Origin of the sequence: Flavobacterium sp. UBA7682, assembly GCF_002482945.1 — a bacterium.
In the GTDB taxonomy this organism is placed as follows: domain Bacteria; phylum Bacteroidota; class Bacteroidia; order Flavobacteriales; family Flavobacteriaceae; genus Flavobacterium.
The window spans coordinates 1-17,493 of the sequence record NZ_DLGY01000022.1; the positions used below are offsets into that span (position 1 = coordinate 1).

Sequence of the window (17,493 nt, forward strand, 5' to 3'; positions counted from 1 at the left end):
ATTTCTAAAAATACTTTGGGAAAATACAATGGTTAGAATACCGGTAAAGAGCAAAGAAGATGACACTTTAATTGCATTGATAGAGCAACATATCATTAAAGGAAAAACGCAAGATGACAGTTTATTATTTCAGGCAGCTAATTATTATTACAGCACAAATAGAGATTTTAAACAAGCAATTGAATGGCTTTTAGAAGCAGAAAAAATAAATCCTCAAAATTTCTATTATCCTAATCTAAGACAAAAATTAGCTTCAGAATTAAAAGATTATACTAAAGCAATTGAAGCTGCAAAGAAAGCAATTACCCTAGCCGATAAAGAAAAAATGAAAAATACAATCGAGATATTAAAGAAAAAAATAGCTGATTGGGAAATAATACTAAAAAATTAAGGTCATGAAAACCAAATTATCAGTTATAGCTTTTCTTTTTTTTATGAATCATTTTGTTATTGCACAAAGTAATTCACAACAGACTTTTTACACTTGTGTAATGCATCCCGAAATCCATTTACCAAAACCCGGCAAATGTCCAAAATGTGGTATGGCGTTGGTAAAAGAAAAACCTAAGACGGTTAAGCCGAAAGCAAGTGCAAAACCAAAAGCCACAACACCTGAAAAAGCTAAATCTGCCTCCACAGATAAAGTAGATACTGACAAGGCTCATGATATGAAAAACATGGAAAAGGCACCGGTAAATCCTTCCATAAAAAAAAGAGTCATAAAAGATGAACCGCCAAAAGTAGTTAGGTACGATTTATATGTTCGCGACACAGCGGTGAATTTTTCAGGGAAATCAAGAAGAGCAATAGCGGTGAATGGACAAATACCAATGCCTACATTAACCTTTACAGAAGGTGATACCGCAGAAATTTATGTACATAACGAACTCGATGAAGAAACATCATTGCACTGGCATGGGCTGTTTTTACCCAACAAAGAAGATGGGGTACCCAACCTTACCCAAATGCCGATAAAGCCACACAGCACATACAAATATTCCTTTCCAATCCGCCAGCACGGAACACACTGGTATCATAGCCATTCAGGGTTGCAGGAACAAATCGGAATGTATGGATCCTTTGTGATGAATAAAAGAAATTCCGATCCAAATTTCCGTGAAGGAATAGATGATCTTCCAACAATTCCGGTTGTGTTAAGCGAATGGACCGATATAAAACCCGAAAACGTACACCGGATGTTACATAATGCCTCAGATTGGTTTGCCATAAAAAAAGGAACAACCCAAAGCTATGGAGAGGCTATTAAACAAGGCTATTTTAAAACTAAGGTCATCAATGAATGGAAGCGTATGAACGCAATGGATGTAAGTGATGTGTATTATGAGAAATTTTTAATCAATGGTAAAAATGAGAGCCAGCTTTCGCAGTTTAAAGCCGGAGATAAAGTAAGGCTCCGCGTGTCCAACGGCGGAGCTTCAAGTAATTTCTGGCTAACCTATGCCGGAGGCAAAATCACCATTGTCGCTAGTGATGGTAATGATGTTGAGCCTGTTGAGGTAGATCGTTTGCTTATTGCAGTTTCTGAAACCTATGATGTCGTCCTGAGCATTCCGGCAGAAAACACATCTTATGAGTTTTTGGCAACTCCCGAAGACCGTACAAAATCCACTTCACTATACATCGGTAACGGTATTAAACAACTCATTTCACCTTTACCCAAACTGAAGTACTTCGAAGGGATGCAGATGATGAACGACATGATGAAGATGAATGGCGACCTCGATGATATGGGAATGCAGATGTCATTGAACCAGATGGACATGAATGCCGTAATGTACCCCGAAATCACAGGTCCACAAGAAAAAGAATCTAAAGAAATGCCTGTGGAAGTGGACAACGGGAAAAACAAAAAAGAAACTCCCGAAAAGCCTCACGACATGCACAATATGGAAAATAAATACAATCCCAATGAACTTGCCGATATCGTGACATTAAACTACGCCATGCTAAAATCCCCTACAAGTACAGCACTGTCAAAAGAAGCTCCGGTACGGGAACTCAAATTTGAACTTACCGGCAATATGAATCGTTATGTTTGGAGCCTGGATAATAAAGTCGTTTCAGAATCTGACAAAATACTGATTAAAAAAGGGGAAATTTTACGCATTGTATTGCATAACAACTCAATGATGCGTCACCCAATGCACTTGCACGGTCACGATTTTAGAGTCATTAACGGTCAGGGTGATTACGCCCCCTTGAAAAATATTATCGACATTATGCCTATGGAGACAGATACTATTGAATTTGCCGCAAGCGAAGACGGCGGTGACTGGTTCTTTCACTGTCATATTCTTTACCACATGATGTCGGGTATGGGTAGAATTTTTTCTTATGAAAATTCGCCTCCAAATCCTGAAATCCCAAACCCTAAATTGGCTCAACGAAAATTATTTGCTGATGACAGGAAATTTCATTTTATGGCAGAAAATGATTTTGCCACCAATGGAAACGATGGTATGGCAATGTTAAGTAATACACGCTGGAGTATCGGAACAGAATGGCGATTGGGTTACAATGACCATCATGGTTATGAAACAGAAACACATATTGGTCGCTATATTGGCAAAATGCAATGGCTCATGCCCTTCATAGGTTTCGATTGGCGCTACAGAAAGATGGGGAAAGACCAACAAGAGCATAATATTTTCAATCAAACCAATACGAAAGACATTCGTTCCGTTTTTAGCGCAGGTTTAGAATACATACTGCCAATGCTAATAAGAGCGCAGGCTGAGGTATTTACGGATGGTAATTTTAGATTTCAGTTGGAACGTATGGATATTCCGGTTTCCAAAAGGATACGTATGGATTTGATGTTGAATACAGACAAAGAATACATGGCAGGATTGCGTTATATCATAAAAAGAAACTTTAGTGTAAGGACTCATTACGACAGCGATATGGGATTTGGTGTAGGTGCGAGTTTAAATTATTAAGGATTTAGTTTAAAAATTCAATAAAATAATAAATATGTAAAAAATTGACAATTGTTTACCTCAAAAATTCACAGTGGAATTGCAACAATAAAAACTTACTTTAGGTAATATTTATCATTATACAGGACATTGTCCGAGAAAAACAGCTTTTGAAAGCATCAATTTTGTAGAAATGGCACAAATGCCGGAACAGGAAGAAGATGAATTGATTTATCTTTATGATTTGCAATATTATCTTGACGAAATAAACACCAAAGACCCAAATAAACAATAGATTTTGAATAATGCGCGATAAGGTGTAACGTTTTAACAAAGGTTTAGTTAAATAGTCACACTATTTAAGTACTTTTGTAATGTTTGATTCTAACAATGAAAAAATACCACTTTATAGTACTTGTATTGTTAGGCATATTATTTATGCCTAACAATACTTTTGCTTGTGGAAACAAAACTGAAAATCGTTCTTGTAAAAAAGAAACGACATCTAAAGCAACAAAAGACGATTGTTGCAATAGTGACAGTCAATCCAAAACAAAAAATCATAAAGGTTGTGGCGGAAAATGTGGTCATTCAAAATGTGCCTGTCCATCAGCAAGTAATGGTTTTATAGTCGCATCTGAACTTACTTTAAAAAATAATAACTTTGGTTTTTCTTTTGAAAAACAAAAATTTTCTAATGCAGAAACCTTTATTTCTTCAGATTTCAATTTCCTTTGGCTAATACCAAAAATAAGCTAAAAACCCCTTTTTGACAGCCATTGTTTTGTCAAATCAAAAGCATATTTGTTTTAAAATCATAGTATTTCTCGGTTAAGTAGCTAAACAAGTTTTTTTGACCAGTTTAATCAACGAGGCATACCGAAAAGCCAAACGAGGAACTTAAATAAAAAAAATGAAAACATTCAAACATATCAAACAAACAAAAAAAGGGGTTTTAATTGCGGCAAGTTTTCTTATTCTATTTATTTATGGATGCAGAACTTATAAAGTGCTTAATTCCGACTACGAAAGAAGTATTGATTTTTCTTTATATAAAACCTATGCCTGGTTGCCCGATAAAGACAATGAAACATCACAGAATAATGATTCAATCGTTCATAATAACATTAAAAATTATTTCACCCGTCATTTTGCAGATTTCGGATACAAAGCTGATACTGAAAACCCCGATTTATTATTTGAACAAGTTATTACAAATGCAAACAAAACAAGAACATACACAGATCAACATCCAGTAAGTTCTAACTATGATTATCAGAGAAATCCTTATTATACTGCTACACCAAATCCTTCTAACTACAATAACTCAAAAGCATATAATTATAATTATAAAAAACAAAATTATATACGAAACAACGGATATGCATACAAACCTCGCAAACAGCAATATAAAAGTGATACCCATACCGAAGAATATATAGAAAGTACATTCACGCTTAATGCCATTGACCGAAAAAAAAATAAATTAGTATGGACGTGCACTATACAAGCCAACATTTATAATGATACATACGTCGAATCCGGCATTCATCCTGCCGTTCATTTAATTCTGAAAAACTATCCAGGCAAGAAGATCGTGAAATAGAAGAAAAACTTGGAAATAATCTATAAACATAAGGATTAAACAATTGTTTCAAAAATTTTGAGCGGTTGCTGAGGATAAAGAAAAACTATTCGAAGAGAGTTATACTTGCTTGATAATATGATTTAGCACGGGACTACTTACAGTTTATAGAACAGTAGTCAGAAATCCATAACAATATACAAGTATCATCCTTATGGATATGAATATTAACTTTACCTTTATCAAATAAACACAAAATGTACAAATGATAAAAATTAGTTAACATATGTACTGTATTACAAAAAAAAAATACTTTTACATCGTAAAAATATAACAATAATACTCGTAATGCGCAAAGCTTACCATTAATATGAAAAAGCAAAAAACAAAAAAGCCCATAACTGCATTTGATGTTATCAAAATAATAGGAATCATAATTGCCTGTTCTGTTTTGATTTTGGGAATAATAGGTAGGGTTATGCATTATATGGACAAACATTAAAATAAAAAAAACTATTTTTACAATCATAAACAGCTGAATTAGAAAATCATTTTAATGTGATACAGCCAAAAAACAGAGTAAAGGTAAAAAAGGTAAACAAACCTAAGCCTAACCCAAAAAAGAAAATAACATTCGATTCTGTTTCACTGACTGCTATATTAATAATAGGCTTTTCGTTTATATTATATATAATTGTTGAAAATATTTGGCATTATTTTAAACATCATTTCAAATAATTAATACTAATTAAAACAAAAAAGCTATTTTTGTAACCGTGAAGATTGTAAATTACATATTGTCAATTACTATTGTTATACTCTCATGTATGCCTTGCGCTGACATGCAGGTAAATAATTCGGTATGTTCAAATTCGGAGTTTGCATCAAAACAAGACAATCATTCCCACAATAAAAAAAACGATTTATGTCCACCTTTTTGCGTTTGCAATTGTTGTGGAGCACAGATTTTGAACTTTTCTCCGGGAATTAATGTAACCTTCCCCCAGCTTACCTCAATAATACGCATTCCATTAGCAAATTATACCTCTGAATTCACTTCCAATTTCTACGGAAGTATTTGGCAACCGCCTCAGATAATAGCATAATGAAGCCCGAGTAATTTCGGGTTAGAGAGTTGTGGGTTTACCACAACTGTATTTAAGGACATCTGTGTCCATTTTTCTCATTCATTAAACGTTAACGATGTTAGATAAAATCATTTATTTTAGTATCAATAATAAATTTATTATTGGTCTTTTTACCGTCATTCTTATTGCGGTCGGCAGTTATTCACTTTATACATTGCCTATTGACGCACTACCGGATATCACAAACAATCAGGTACAAATCATTACCAGTTCTCCTACCCTGGCGACCCAGGAAGTGGAACAATTTATTACTTATCCAATTGAGCAATCCGTTAAGCCAATACCACAAATAGTCGAACTTCGGTCAATAAGCCGTTTTGGACTTAGTGTCGTAACAGTAGTTTTCGAAGAAGGTGTCGATATCTATTGGGCAAGAGCACAGATTTCTGAACGAATAAAGGAAGCCGAAAACACAATTCCTAAAGGGGTTGGAACACCAGAAATGGCTCCTGTCAGCACAGGTCTTGGTGAAATTTATCAATATGTTGTTTTCCCCGAAAAAGGCTATGAAGACAAATACAACGCTACCGAACTACGCACAATCCAGGACTGGATTATCAAACCGCAGCTCATAGGAACTAAAGGTGTGGCCGAAGTAAATACTTTAGGCGGCAGCCTCAAACAATATGAAATTGCAGTGCAGCCTGATAAGCTCAAAAGCATGAATACAACCATCACTGAAATTTTTGAAGCGCTCGAAAATAACAATGAAAATACAGGTGGTGCCTATATTGATAAAAAACCCTATGCTTATTTTATTAGAGGTATTGGTATGGTCAATGGGATCGATGACATTAATAAAATTGTTGTAAAAACCCAGAATGGAATTCCAATATTAATCCGTGACGTGGCTACAGTACAAATAGGAAGTAGTATCCGCTATGGTGCGGTGACTAAGGATGGAAAGGGAGAAGAAGTCTCCGGAATGGTAATGATGCTTAAAGGTGAAAATAGTGGTGAAGTAGTAGCTGTTGTAAAGGAGAAGATGGAGCAAATAAAGAAATCACTGCCAAAAGGCGTGGCCATCGAAGCTTTTATGGACCGTACGGTTTTAGTAGATAAAGCGATAAGCACAGTTCAAACCAACCTCATTGAAGGGGCATTGATTGTTATTTTTATATTGGTACTGCTGCTCGGAAATTGGCGCGCTGGTTTAGTTGTAGCATCAGTAATTCCATTGGCACTACTCTTTGCTATTGCAATGATGAAGCTTTTTGGGGTCAGCGGAAACTTAATGAGTTTGGGAGCAATTGATTTCGGATTGATTGTAGATGGAGCCGTAATCATTGTCGAAGCCATTATCCATCGATTGCAAATAGGCAATAAAGGAAAACTTACGGTCAAGCAAATGAATGATGAAGTGTATCAGGCATCATCCAAAATCAGAAGCAGTGCAGCTTTTGGTGAAATCATAATATTGATTGTATATCTACCTATTTTGGCATTGGTTGGAATTGAAGGAAAAATGTTTGGTCCAATGGCACAAACAGTATCCTTTGCAATCCTTGGTGCATTTATCCTATCGCTTACTTACGTACCGATGATGTCGGCTCTTGCACTGAAAAAGGAAACGGGTCACAAAAAGAACTTAAGTGATAAAATCATAGATGCAATTTATAACTTTTACAATCCACTACTTGAAAAAGCATTAAAGATTAAAGGAATAATTGTAGGTGTAGCAATAACCCTTTTCGCCGTATCATTATGGATATTTAATTCCTTGGGAGGTGAATTTATCCCTACTCTCGACGAAGGTGATATTGCCACACATTTAATAATTGCTTCAGGGAGCTCATTGTCCCAGGAAATCGAATCGACAACAAAGGCAGAGCAAATCCTAAAAGCAAAATTTCCGGAAATCAAAATGATCGTAACCAAAATCGGATCTGCTGAAATTCCAACCGATCCAATGCCTGTAGAAGCTGGCGATATGATTATCCTACTGAAGGATAAAAGTGAATGGACATCAGCTCACACAAAAGAAGAATTGATGGAAAAGATGGAGCAAGCCCTTGAAGATATTCCGGGAGCATCCACAGAATTTTCACAGCCAATCCAGATGCGTTTCAATGAATTGATGACAGGTGTCAGAAGTGATGTCGCAATTAAGATTTTCGGTGAAGACATTGATATGCTTGTAAGTAAGGGTGATGAAGTGATGCAGCTGATTAAAGGGATTAAAGGTGTATCCGATGCAAAAGCGGAAAGGGTTGCAGGATTGCCGCAAATAACCATCCGCTACAATAAAGACAAACTCGCATTATACGGACTTAAAATTGGCGATCTTAACAAAGTAGTTCGTATGGGATTCGCTGGTGAAGCCGCAGGGGTTGTTTATGAAGGGGAAAAGAGGTTTGAAATTGTGGTCCGCCTTTCAAGTGAAAGTCGCGGAGACATATCAAATTTGAAGTCGTTATTCGTAACCTTGCCGTCAGGCAATCAAATTCCGCTGGAACAAATTGCCGAAGTCGCTTACGAAGATGGACCAATGCAAATTTCAAGAGAAGACGGTAAACGTCGAATCGTTGTTGGTTTCAATGTTCGTGGCGCTGATGTGAAGTCTATTGTTGAAGAAATACAGGCAAAGCTTGATGCTAAATTAAAACTTCCTGATGGATATTTTATAACATACGGAGGCCAATTTGAAAATCTCATTGATGCAACTAAGCGACTTTCAATAGCTGTTCCGATAGCTCTTGGATTGATTTTAGTGTTACTATATTTCACTTTTAATTCAATCAAACAATCATTGCTGATTTTTACGGCAATTCCACTATCTGCTATCGGTGGTATTTTTGCCTTATGGATACGGGGCATGCCGTTTAGTATATCGGCAGGAGTTGGGTTTATTGCTCTCTTTGGAGTAGCGGTACTCAACGGAATCGTATTAATAGGGTACTTTAATCAATTAAAAGCAGAAGGGATGGACAATGTTTACGACCGTATTAAGGAAGGAACAAAAGTTCGTTTGCGCCCTGTTATAATGACGGCAGCGGTGGCATCTTTAGGATTTTTACCAATGGCAATCAGTAGCAGTGCAGGTGCTGAAGTACAAAAACCATTGGCAACTGTTGTAATAGGCGGTTTGATTTCAGCAACATTGTTGACACTTATTCTATTACCTATCCTGTATCTGTATTTTGAAAAAGGGATTAAGCGTAAAAAAAGAAAAGTAATACCGCTTACTCCTATTTTAATAATTGGTTTTTCTTTGCTTTCCTTAAAAGGAATAGCACAAACAACTACGCAGAGCATCGATTTAAATCAGGCGCTTACCATGGGCTTGAAAAACAATCTGAATGTACAGTCATCTGAACTTGACGTAAGGGTGCAGTCGCAACTCAAAAAGTCAGCATTTGATATTCCAAAAACAGAATTTTCAGGAACATTTGGACAGATAAACTCACAGGCAAAGGATAAGAACTTGAGCGTTTCGCAAACTTTTAATCCTTTTCAGTTTGGTGCACGTAAAAAACTACTTACCGAAACCAGTAAAGCAAGTACTATCAGGCTTGGTGTAACAAAACAGGAAGTTACCTACAGCATCCGTCAGGCTTGGAATGCTATATTGTTTAATGAAAAGCAAAACAGGTTATTGGATCAGCAAAGCAAAATACTTCAAAAATTTGTGAAATCAGCCGATTTGAAGTTTCAGACCGGCGAATCAACTTCACTGGAAAAAAACATTGCCAACGCCAAGCTTCAGGAACTGCTGCAACGAATTAAGCAAAACCAGACACAGATTCGTGTTGAGAAAGCAAGGTTAAACAATTTTCTAAATCTAAATGAGGATTTTACAATTTCAGATACCCTGTTTGTACCTTATCCATTTGTAAGTGCTGATACTACGTTGATCAAACAGAATCCGTCAATTCTGCTTGCAGAATCACAGGTAGCCATTGCCAGGGCAAGTCGGAATCTTGAAAAGTCATCTTTGTTCCCTGATTTCACTGCCGGATACTTTATCCAGTCCATAACCGGAAATCAGGATGTAAACGGTCAAACAACCTATTACGACAATTCTCCTAGATTTAGTGGATTTTCTGTTGGCATCTCCCTGCCTATTTTTGGGGTTGGGTCAAGTATTGCAAAAACCCGTGCAGCCACTCTTAACATTGAGCGTGAACAAAAGAATGCTGGGTATATCCAATCTCAGGTCAAAAGCCAGTTCACCCAGCTTACGGAACAATTAAAAACCTATCAGGAGCTGATTGACTATTATCGTACTACTGCTGATCCAAATGCAAAAAAGATTATCCAAAATGCAACATTGGCCTATCAAAATGGTGACATATCTTATGTAGAGTATGTACAGGGCATTGAAACTGCACTGGACATTCAGCTTAATTACAGCGAAGCCATTAGCAATTATAATCAGACAGTAATCGACATACAATTCTTAATAAACAAATAATCGTATCAATGAAAAAATCAAATATTTTATATGCAGTAATAGCCGGAGTAATAATCGTTGGGATTATACTTTATTTCTCACTGCGCCATACGGCAACCGACGGACACAAACATGGTGATGAAGAAGCCGTGAAAACCGAAGAAAAAGGACATGCAGAGGAAAAGGAAGAAGCAGGACCTAATAAGGAAGTGGAACTAAACGAGGCACAATATAAATCGTCAGGCATTGAATTAGGAACATTTTCACAAAAAAACCTAAGTGCGGTTGTTAGTGCAAATGGTTATACTGAATTGCCTCCTCAAAATCAGGCAGATGTTTCTGTATTTATGTCGGGAATTGTTAAGTCCATTGCGGTTACCGAAGGACAAGCTGTTAGGAAAGGACAAGTTTTGGCAACAATTGAAAGCCCTGAATTTGCAAGGCTGCAGGAAGACTATCTGACTTCAAAAAGCAACCTTGAATTCCTGACCCTTGAATACGATAGACAAAAAACATTAAGCGAACAGGAAGTTAATTCTAAAAAAGTCTTCCAAAAGACCAAAGCCGAATACCAAACGGAAAAAGCCCGTTTCAGCTCATTACAGCGTCAACTAAGCGTTTTGCATATAAGTCCAAATTCAACTCCTTCTGCCACAGTACCGGTTATTGCTCCTATTGGAGGATTTGTAACCGAAATAAATATCAAAATTGGCAGTAATGTAGAAGCAGGAAAGCCTTTGTTGGGAATCGTTGACAACTCGAAGCTGCATGTTGATTTGCTGGTATACGAAAAGGATTTAAACAAAGTAAAGCCCGGTCAAAATGTGCGATTCATTCTTACCAACGAAGGCAATACCGAAGTTAACGGAAAAATTTTCAGTGTTGGGAAATCCTTTGAGAATGAAACAAAATCTGTAGCCGTTCATGCTGACATATCAAATTACGCCCAAAAGCTTATACCGGGTCAGTACGTAAATGCACTCATTGACATTGGAGCCAGCAACGTTAGCGCGCTTCCTGTCGATGCCATTGTAAAAGCAGAAGGCCGTGAATTTATCTTTGTTTTAGAAGAAGGGCACAAAGAGGAAGGACACAAGGAAGAAGAAGCTCATGACGAAAAAGAAGGTCACGCCCACGATGATGGCGACAAACATGAAGAACCCGGAAAATCATACCACTTCCAAAGGGTCGAAGTCAAAACAGGAACTTCACAACTCGGGTTTGTGCAGGTAACTTTATTACAGGAAATCGAGGCAGATGCAAAAATTGTCTTGAAAGGTGCCTACTACATCCAAAGCCATTTGCTTAAAAGTGAAGGCGGCGGAGGTCACGAGCATTGATACACATAATTGTTTAATTACACTGTCATTTCTTATTTAGGAATGACAGTGTATTATTAACTTTAAAGTTTATTGTATGAAAAAAACAATTTTAAAATCGACGATTTTCGTTTCTTTTTTATGCTTTATTTCAAATCATGTTTTCGCGCAAACAATAAAAGCGGATGACGAAACTTCAAATCAATTTGAGATACAAGTAATAGCAAAATTGGGAACTGCAAAGTTTAAGGAAACCGGAAATGTTTCCCTGAATGGGTTTACAAATGGTTCAGATGTTTTGATTTCAAAAAAAATAACAAAAAAAACCTACCTGGTAACAGGGCTTGGCTATTTTGAGTTTAATGGCAATAGAACAGTATCCGGAAACACTTCAAGTGTAAAAAATACCTATTTGCACATACCCCTACAACTGATGAGCAACATAAATTTATTCAAGGAAAAAGCAGAAAATCAAAATATTTTTTTAACTATCGGATTAGGAATATATGCAAATACGCAATTAAAACAGGAGGTTGAGCTATTGGATGGTGATATCAGCGAAAAAAACTTAGGATGGAATTTTGGATTTTCATCTAAAATCGGTATCAAATTTAAGACATCAGATAAATTAAATTTGGGAATTGGTTTTGAAAGCCAGAGTGATTTTAATAAAATGAAAAAAAATAATATTGAGAGAAAGATTGATGGGTCAAATTCAATTTACTTCTTACTTGGTTTTGTTTTGTAGCAAACATTAGAATTAAACATTTTTTGATAGCAATATTTTCCCAATTGGTTACACAACCTTATTTGGTATAGTTGGCGGTACCAAAGTTTTCATGAGAGATAATAATGGTACTGCGGCTATGCCTTGTCTAAGATTATTAATTATTAAAAAAGTTAAAAATGAAAAAAAATATTCTGACAATAGTAATAGCTATCGCAACGCTAGTGATAGGATCTTGTAATAATAATTCAAAAAAAGAAGCAGAAACAGATCACAAACACGAGGGACATCATCACGATGAAGACGTAGTTCATCCTCAGGTATATGTTTGCCCGGTCAATTGTAATAATGGTAAAACTTTCATTTTCCCTGGAGAATGTAGCATCTGTAAATTAGATTTGGTGGAACAGGAACATTCAATCGGTGATGGACACGACAATCCAATAAAAGGAAACATAAAGTCTGAAAAAGAGGATAGCAAACAATCAAGCATTGACATCGAACAACTTTATTAAATTAAAAAAGGTCATGTCGATTTTACATTTCAATTAAATAATAATATAAATAAACAAAATATGAAAAATTTAAAAATTAGTTTCAAGGCATTCGTAGTAGTAACAATTATGCTGCTAGCAGCTAATGTGTCGCATGCACAGGAAAAGAAATCAAATGGAAAAGCGGTAATAAAAACAATTTTAAACTGTGATCATTGTAAAGAGTGTCCAACATGCGGAGGAAAATTCAAAACCGAAATGCTAAAAATAACAGGTGTTAAGATGTATGAACTAGATGATAAGGCAATGACGTTCACGGTATATTATAATCCAAAGAAAACAACTTTACAGGAAATAAAGGTGGGGATTTCTAAACTGGGTTATGATGCGGATGAGGTAAAAGCTACACCCGAAGGAATTGCATCATTAGATGGATGCTGTAAATTATAGCTGTTATGGAAAGTAGTAAATCCCATTGGGAAAATATTTTTTCCACCAAAAAATCAAATGACGTAAGTTGGACACAGAAATTCCCTAAAACGGCAATAAGTTATATAGACAGCCTAAAACTGTCAAAAACTGCCAACATTATTGATGTCGGTGGTGGCGACAGTAATTTAGTGGATGTACTGCTTATTAGTGGGTTTCAGAACATTTGGGTGCTTGACATCTCTGAATTTGCACTTGAAAGAGCAAAAGCGCGGTTAGGCAAACTGGCAGAAAAGATAAATTGGATAGTTTCAGACATCATTGACTTTACACCTGAAGTCAAATATGATTTTTGGCACGACAGAGCCTTATTCCATTTTTTAACAGAACAGGATCACATTGACAGGTACGTAGAAACTATAAATAATGCTATAGCCGATGACGGGAACTTTCTGCTTGGTACCTTTTCTGAAAATGGACCGCTTAAATGCAGTGGCTTGGAAATAAAGCAATATTCAGAAAATACAATGAAACAAACATTTGCCGCTGGTTTCGAAGTGGTAAAATGTTTTACAGAGAATCACAAGACACCTCTTGATACGATACAAAACTTTCAGTTCTGCGGATTTAAAAAAAGATAAAAAATGAAAAATTTATTTAAAAGCCGGTTTTCACTACTGTATTCATTTATAATAACATACGTTGTAATAGCATTTCTCATAAGGGTTATCCTGTATTTTTTGTCCCTTAATAATTTTGATTATTCAACATTATCACTGGTAAGGATTTTTGGTTTAGGGCTTTTCTTTGATATATCGGTAGCCTTGTTTTTTTCTACAATCTATTCCTTATACCTGCTATTTCTTCCATCAAGATTTACTGGGACATTTATAGATAAAACCATTACTTATTTTTTGGTAATACTACTTCTATTCATCATAGTCTTCTCCTTTCTTGCAGAATTCCCATTCTGGCAGGAATTCAACACAAGGTTCAATTTTATCGCTGTAGATTATCTGATTTATACCTACGAGGTTGTTGAAAACATCAATCAGTCCTATCCAATACCATTAATCATTGTATTTCTTTTTGCCATAATCTTTATCACACTTTTTATATACAAAAAGAAGAAAATCTTAAGGTCAACATTCCAGCAAAAACCAAGATTCAGGAAACGGTTTGTAAATGTTGTTCCGTTATTGGCAATTACGGTAACATTAGCCTTTTTGGCAAAAAATAAGCAGGCCGAATGGAGTATCAATAATTATGAAAACGAGTTAAGTAAGAATGGCGTATTTTCCTTTTTTTCTGCAATGCAGTCTAACCAGTTGGATTATAATACTTTTTATCAGACAATTGCAAAAAGGCCCGCTTACAAAGTTTTAAAGAATGATTTATTACAGGATAATCAATTATATATTAATCAGGATTTCGACAACATTGCCAGAAATGTTTCTGGAAACACAGAACAGCGGCCAAATATTGTTCTGATAGCAATCGAAAGCCTTAGTGCCGATTTTTTGAAAAGGTTTGGCAATCAGGAAAACTTAACGCCAAATTATGAAGCATTAGCACAAAACAGCATATTTTTTACCAATCTGTATGCCACCGGCACACGGACAGTCCGGGGTATGGAAGCGCTTACGCTTTGCGTTCCGCCTACCCCTGGTAACAGTATTGTCAGAAGGCCCGATAACGACAGCTTATTTTCAATTGCTACGATATTAAAACAGAAAAACTATGATTTGAGTTTCATTTATGGCGGAGACGGCTATTTTGACAATATGAATACTTTTTTTGGAGGGCAGGGATTTAATATTATTGACAGGAACAGAGGTAATCCACTGTCTGACAACATTAAAACGAAGCGATTCAAGATCAGCGACAGCGAAGTTACTTTTGAGAATGCGTGGGGAATCTGCGATGAAGATAGCTATGCCCAATCCCTGAAATACGCCGATCAGCTTTCACGGAAAAATAAACCATTCTTCCAATTTATCATGACTACTTCCAATCATAAACCGTATACGTTTCCAAACGGTAAAATTAATATGCCGCAAGGTACCAGGCAAAGTGCAATAAAATACACCGATTACGCATTAGGGGAATACATCAGGGAAGCCAGGACCAAACCATGGTTTAAAAATACCGTCTTTGTTATTGTCGCGGATCATTGTGCAAGCAGTGCCGGTAAGTGGGAAATTAATATTGAGAATCATCATATTCCGGGCATGATCTATAATCTTAAGAATCAAAAAGGAGAGATTGGAAAAGTGGTTTCACAAATTGATATAATGCCCACCTTGTTTGGATATTTAAAATGGAATTACGAAACGGAGCTTTACGGTAAAGACATCAATAGGATGGCACGTAATGAAGAAAGGGCATTCTTAGGTAATTACAGGACGTTAGGAATGTTAAAGAGCAACTATTTTATCGAAATAAATGACAGAAAAAAAATAAATAATTACACATGGAATCACGATAAGAGATTGATGAAAAAAGTAAAAGTCAATGATTTGGAAGCACTCGAAAAATTGACTATTTCATATTATCAGATTGCCAGCGAACGCTTTAAAAATGGAAGCATGAAGCAAAGGGACTAAGTCAGGGTATTTATAAGCTGCAGAAGAGGTAAAAAGGAAAATTTAAAATTCAACAAATGTAATTATGCTGTTAAATAAGAAAATATCAATATTCACATTTTTAAAACAAATAAAATTTGACATTACTGCCATTTTGATTTATGCCATTGTTGTGGGTATTGCAGATCAGTATGGTTTTCTTTCAAAAATAGAAATACCAATTGCAGTAAGTGCTATTATTGGTACAGCATTATCATTACTGTTGGCTTTTAGGACTGCTCAGGCTTATGAAAGATGGTGGGAAGCAAGGATTATATGGGGCGCGATTGTAAATGATTCAAGAACACTAATTCGCCAGGTAAAACAGTTTGTGCCCAAAAAAGATGCTGATGTTGTCAAAGAATTTGCTTACCGGCAGATTGTTTGGTGCTATGCGCTGGGTGAAACATTGCGAAAATTGTCGTATTCAAAAAAAGTCTACGATTACGTGAAGGAACATAAAATACCAAAAAACAATGTGCCAAATAGTATAATGAACCAACATGGTGCGGCATTATCTAAACTGGATATAGGTGACTTTAAGCAAGTACAGATTGATAGCACTTTAAGCCGACTATGTGACGCAATGGGTAAATGCGAACGTATTAAAAATACGGTCTTTCCAAAATCATATAGCCTATTAGTCCACTTTTTGATTTATGTTTTTGCAACCTTGTTACCATTTGGCTTAAAGGATGAATATGTCTTGGTAGAAATTTTTTTAACCGCTTTGATACCCATAATTTTTATAGCAATTGAAAGGACAGCAATCATATTACAGGACCCGTTTGAAAATGTAACAACCGATATTCCAATGACAACGCTTGCTACTACTATAGAAATTAATATTAAGGAACTAATAGGTGATGATGATTTACCATTTCAGGAAAAGCCAAAGACTTTTTACATTATGTAATTAACGTTAAAAAATAGTGCGATTATGTTACAGCTTTTAGATTTTACCGGACAGAATATTATAGCTACGAAAGCAGATGACCTCTTAGGGTTGAAGGATTATGAAAAAATTCATCCATTTATTCATAATATCATAAACACTGGTAATAAAGTGAGGTGGTATTTTGAAATGGATGATGATTCCAATTCAGGTTCAACTGGCTTTTGGGAAGACGGCGTTATCGAAATAAATTATGGCAGTATGAAATTTACGCATTCTGATGACATTGAGGTTATTGCTATTGTGGGAGATAAAAAATGGGAAAAGTGCATGAAATCCATAATGAAACCATTCACAAAAGCTAAAGTGGTTTATTTTGAAATGGCAGAAAAAGAAAAAGCTAAAGCGTGGATTATCAATAACGAGAAATAAATTAGTAAACTTCAAAAAAATATGGATATAAATGCTGAATTAATTATTGTTTCCAAATTAGTTGTTTCCTTTTTATTAGGCGCTTTTATTGGTTTTGATAGAGAAAGACATGGCAGGGATGCAGGGATAAGGACATATGCGGCTGTATGTATTGGTGCTACGCTATTTACAGCAATTACGTCTCATTTAGTTAACAATCCGGCTGACACTTCAAGAGTGATAGCCAATATTATTACTGGTGTTGGTTTTCTTGGAGCAGGTATTATTTATCGCAATTCCAGTGCAGGAACATCCCACGGCTTAACAACGGCCGCTACTGTTTGGTGCACGTCAGCTGTTGGTGTCGCTGTTGGATTGGATATGTATATTATAGCAATAGTTGCAGCTTTGGCATTGTACTTTTTACTTTCACTACACCATCAAAAATGGTATATAAAATGGAAACAAAAAATGGCGCACCATCACGACACGGAAAATGAAAACGACTAATAGCAAAAGAATTTTTTCA

15 protein-coding genes are annotated in these 17,493 nt (G+C 35.8%); all 15 read left to right on the forward strand.

What is annotated here, in order from left to right; all coding sequences use genetic code 11:
- On the forward strand, positions 1-391 hold a 391-nt coding region (locus B3C16_RS05705), incomplete at its 5' end, for a tetratricopeptide repeat protein (protein ID WP_414655255.1).
- A gap of 43 nt (positions 392-434) precedes the next feature.
- Positions 435-2,960, forward strand: coding sequence for a multicopper oxidase domain-containing protein (locus B3C16_RS05710; RefSeq protein ID WP_414655256.1), 2,526 nt, complete (start codon positions 435-437; stop codon positions 2,958-2,960).
- A 369-nt stretch (positions 2,961-3,329) separates the two neighbouring features.
- Positions 3,330-3,698: a hypothetical protein gene (locus B3C16_RS05715; protein ID WP_291129722.1), complete on the forward strand. Its 369-nt coding sequence runs from the start codon at positions 3,330-3,332 to the stop codon at positions 3,696-3,698.
- 154 nt (positions 3,699-3,852) lie between these two features.
- Positions 3,853-4,545: a DUF4136 domain-containing protein gene (locus B3C16_RS05720; RefSeq protein ID WP_291129725.1), complete on the forward strand. Its 693-nt coding sequence runs from the start codon at positions 3,853-3,855 to the stop codon at positions 4,543-4,545.
- 755 nt (positions 4,546-5,300) lie between these two features.
- Entirely contained in the window at positions 5,301-5,630 is a 330-nt protein-coding gene (locus B3C16_RS16480; RefSeq protein ID WP_349680452.1) for a DUF6660 family protein, read from the forward strand.
- 97 nt (positions 5,631-5,727) lie between these two features.
- Positions 5,728-10,086: a CusA/CzcA family heavy metal efflux RND transporter gene (locus B3C16_RS05725; protein WP_291129727.1), complete on the forward strand. Its 4,359-nt coding sequence runs from the start codon at positions 5,728-5,730 to the stop codon at positions 10,084-10,086.
- An 8-nt stretch (positions 10,087-10,094) separates the two neighbouring features.
- Complete coding sequence (locus tag B3C16_RS05730; RefSeq protein ID WP_291129730.1) at positions 10,095-11,405, forward strand: efflux RND transporter periplasmic adaptor subunit; 1,311 nt, start codon at positions 10,095-10,097, stop codon at positions 11,403-11,405.
- Positions 11,406-11,481: 76 nt separating this feature from the next.
- On the forward strand, positions 11,482-12,132 hold the full coding sequence (locus B3C16_RS05735; protein ID WP_291129733.1) for an acyloxyacyl hydrolase: 651 nt from the start codon (positions 11,482-11,484) through the stop codon (positions 12,130-12,132).
- Positions 12,133-12,290: 158 nt separating this feature from the next.
- Positions 12,291-12,626 (forward strand): hypothetical protein, encoded by a 336-nt coding sequence (locus B3C16_RS05740; protein ID WP_291129736.1) that lies wholly within the window; start codon positions 12,291-12,293, stop codon positions 12,624-12,626.
- Positions 12,627-12,686: 60 nt separating this feature from the next.
- Positions 12,687-13,055, forward strand: coding sequence for a hypothetical protein (locus B3C16_RS05745; RefSeq protein ID WP_291129737.1), 369 nt, complete (start codon positions 12,687-12,689; stop codon positions 13,053-13,055).
- Positions 13,056-13,060: 5 nt separating this feature from the next.
- Complete coding sequence (locus B3C16_RS05750; RefSeq protein ID WP_291129740.1) at positions 13,061-13,675, forward strand: class I SAM-dependent methyltransferase; 615 nt, start codon at positions 13,061-13,063, stop codon at positions 13,673-13,675.
- Between the two features lie 273 nt (positions 13,676-13,948).
- The gene (locus B3C16_RS05755) at positions 13,949-15,640 is read left to right on the forward strand and encodes an LTA synthase family protein (protein WP_291129742.1); all 1,692 of its coding nucleotides are present in this window, start codon (positions 13,949-13,951) and stop codon (positions 15,638-15,640) included.
- A 64-nt stretch (positions 15,641-15,704) separates the two neighbouring features.
- The gene (locus tag B3C16_RS05760) at positions 15,705-16,574 is read left to right on the forward strand and encodes a bestrophin family protein (protein WP_291129744.1); all 870 of its coding nucleotides are present in this window, start codon (positions 15,705-15,707) and stop codon (positions 16,572-16,574) included.
- A gap of 24 nt (positions 16,575-16,598) precedes the next feature.
- A complete protein-coding gene (locus B3C16_RS05765) occupies positions 16,599-16,985 on the forward strand; it encodes an STAS/SEC14 domain-containing protein (RefSeq protein ID WP_291129746.1) in 387 nt (128 codons plus the stop codon).
- Between the two features lie 21 nt (positions 16,986-17,006).
- Entirely contained in the window at positions 17,007-17,474 is a 468-nt protein-coding gene (locus tag B3C16_RS05770; RefSeq protein WP_291129747.1) for an MgtC/SapB family protein, read from the forward strand.
- The last annotated feature ends 19 nt before the right edge of the window (positions 17,475-17,493 follow it).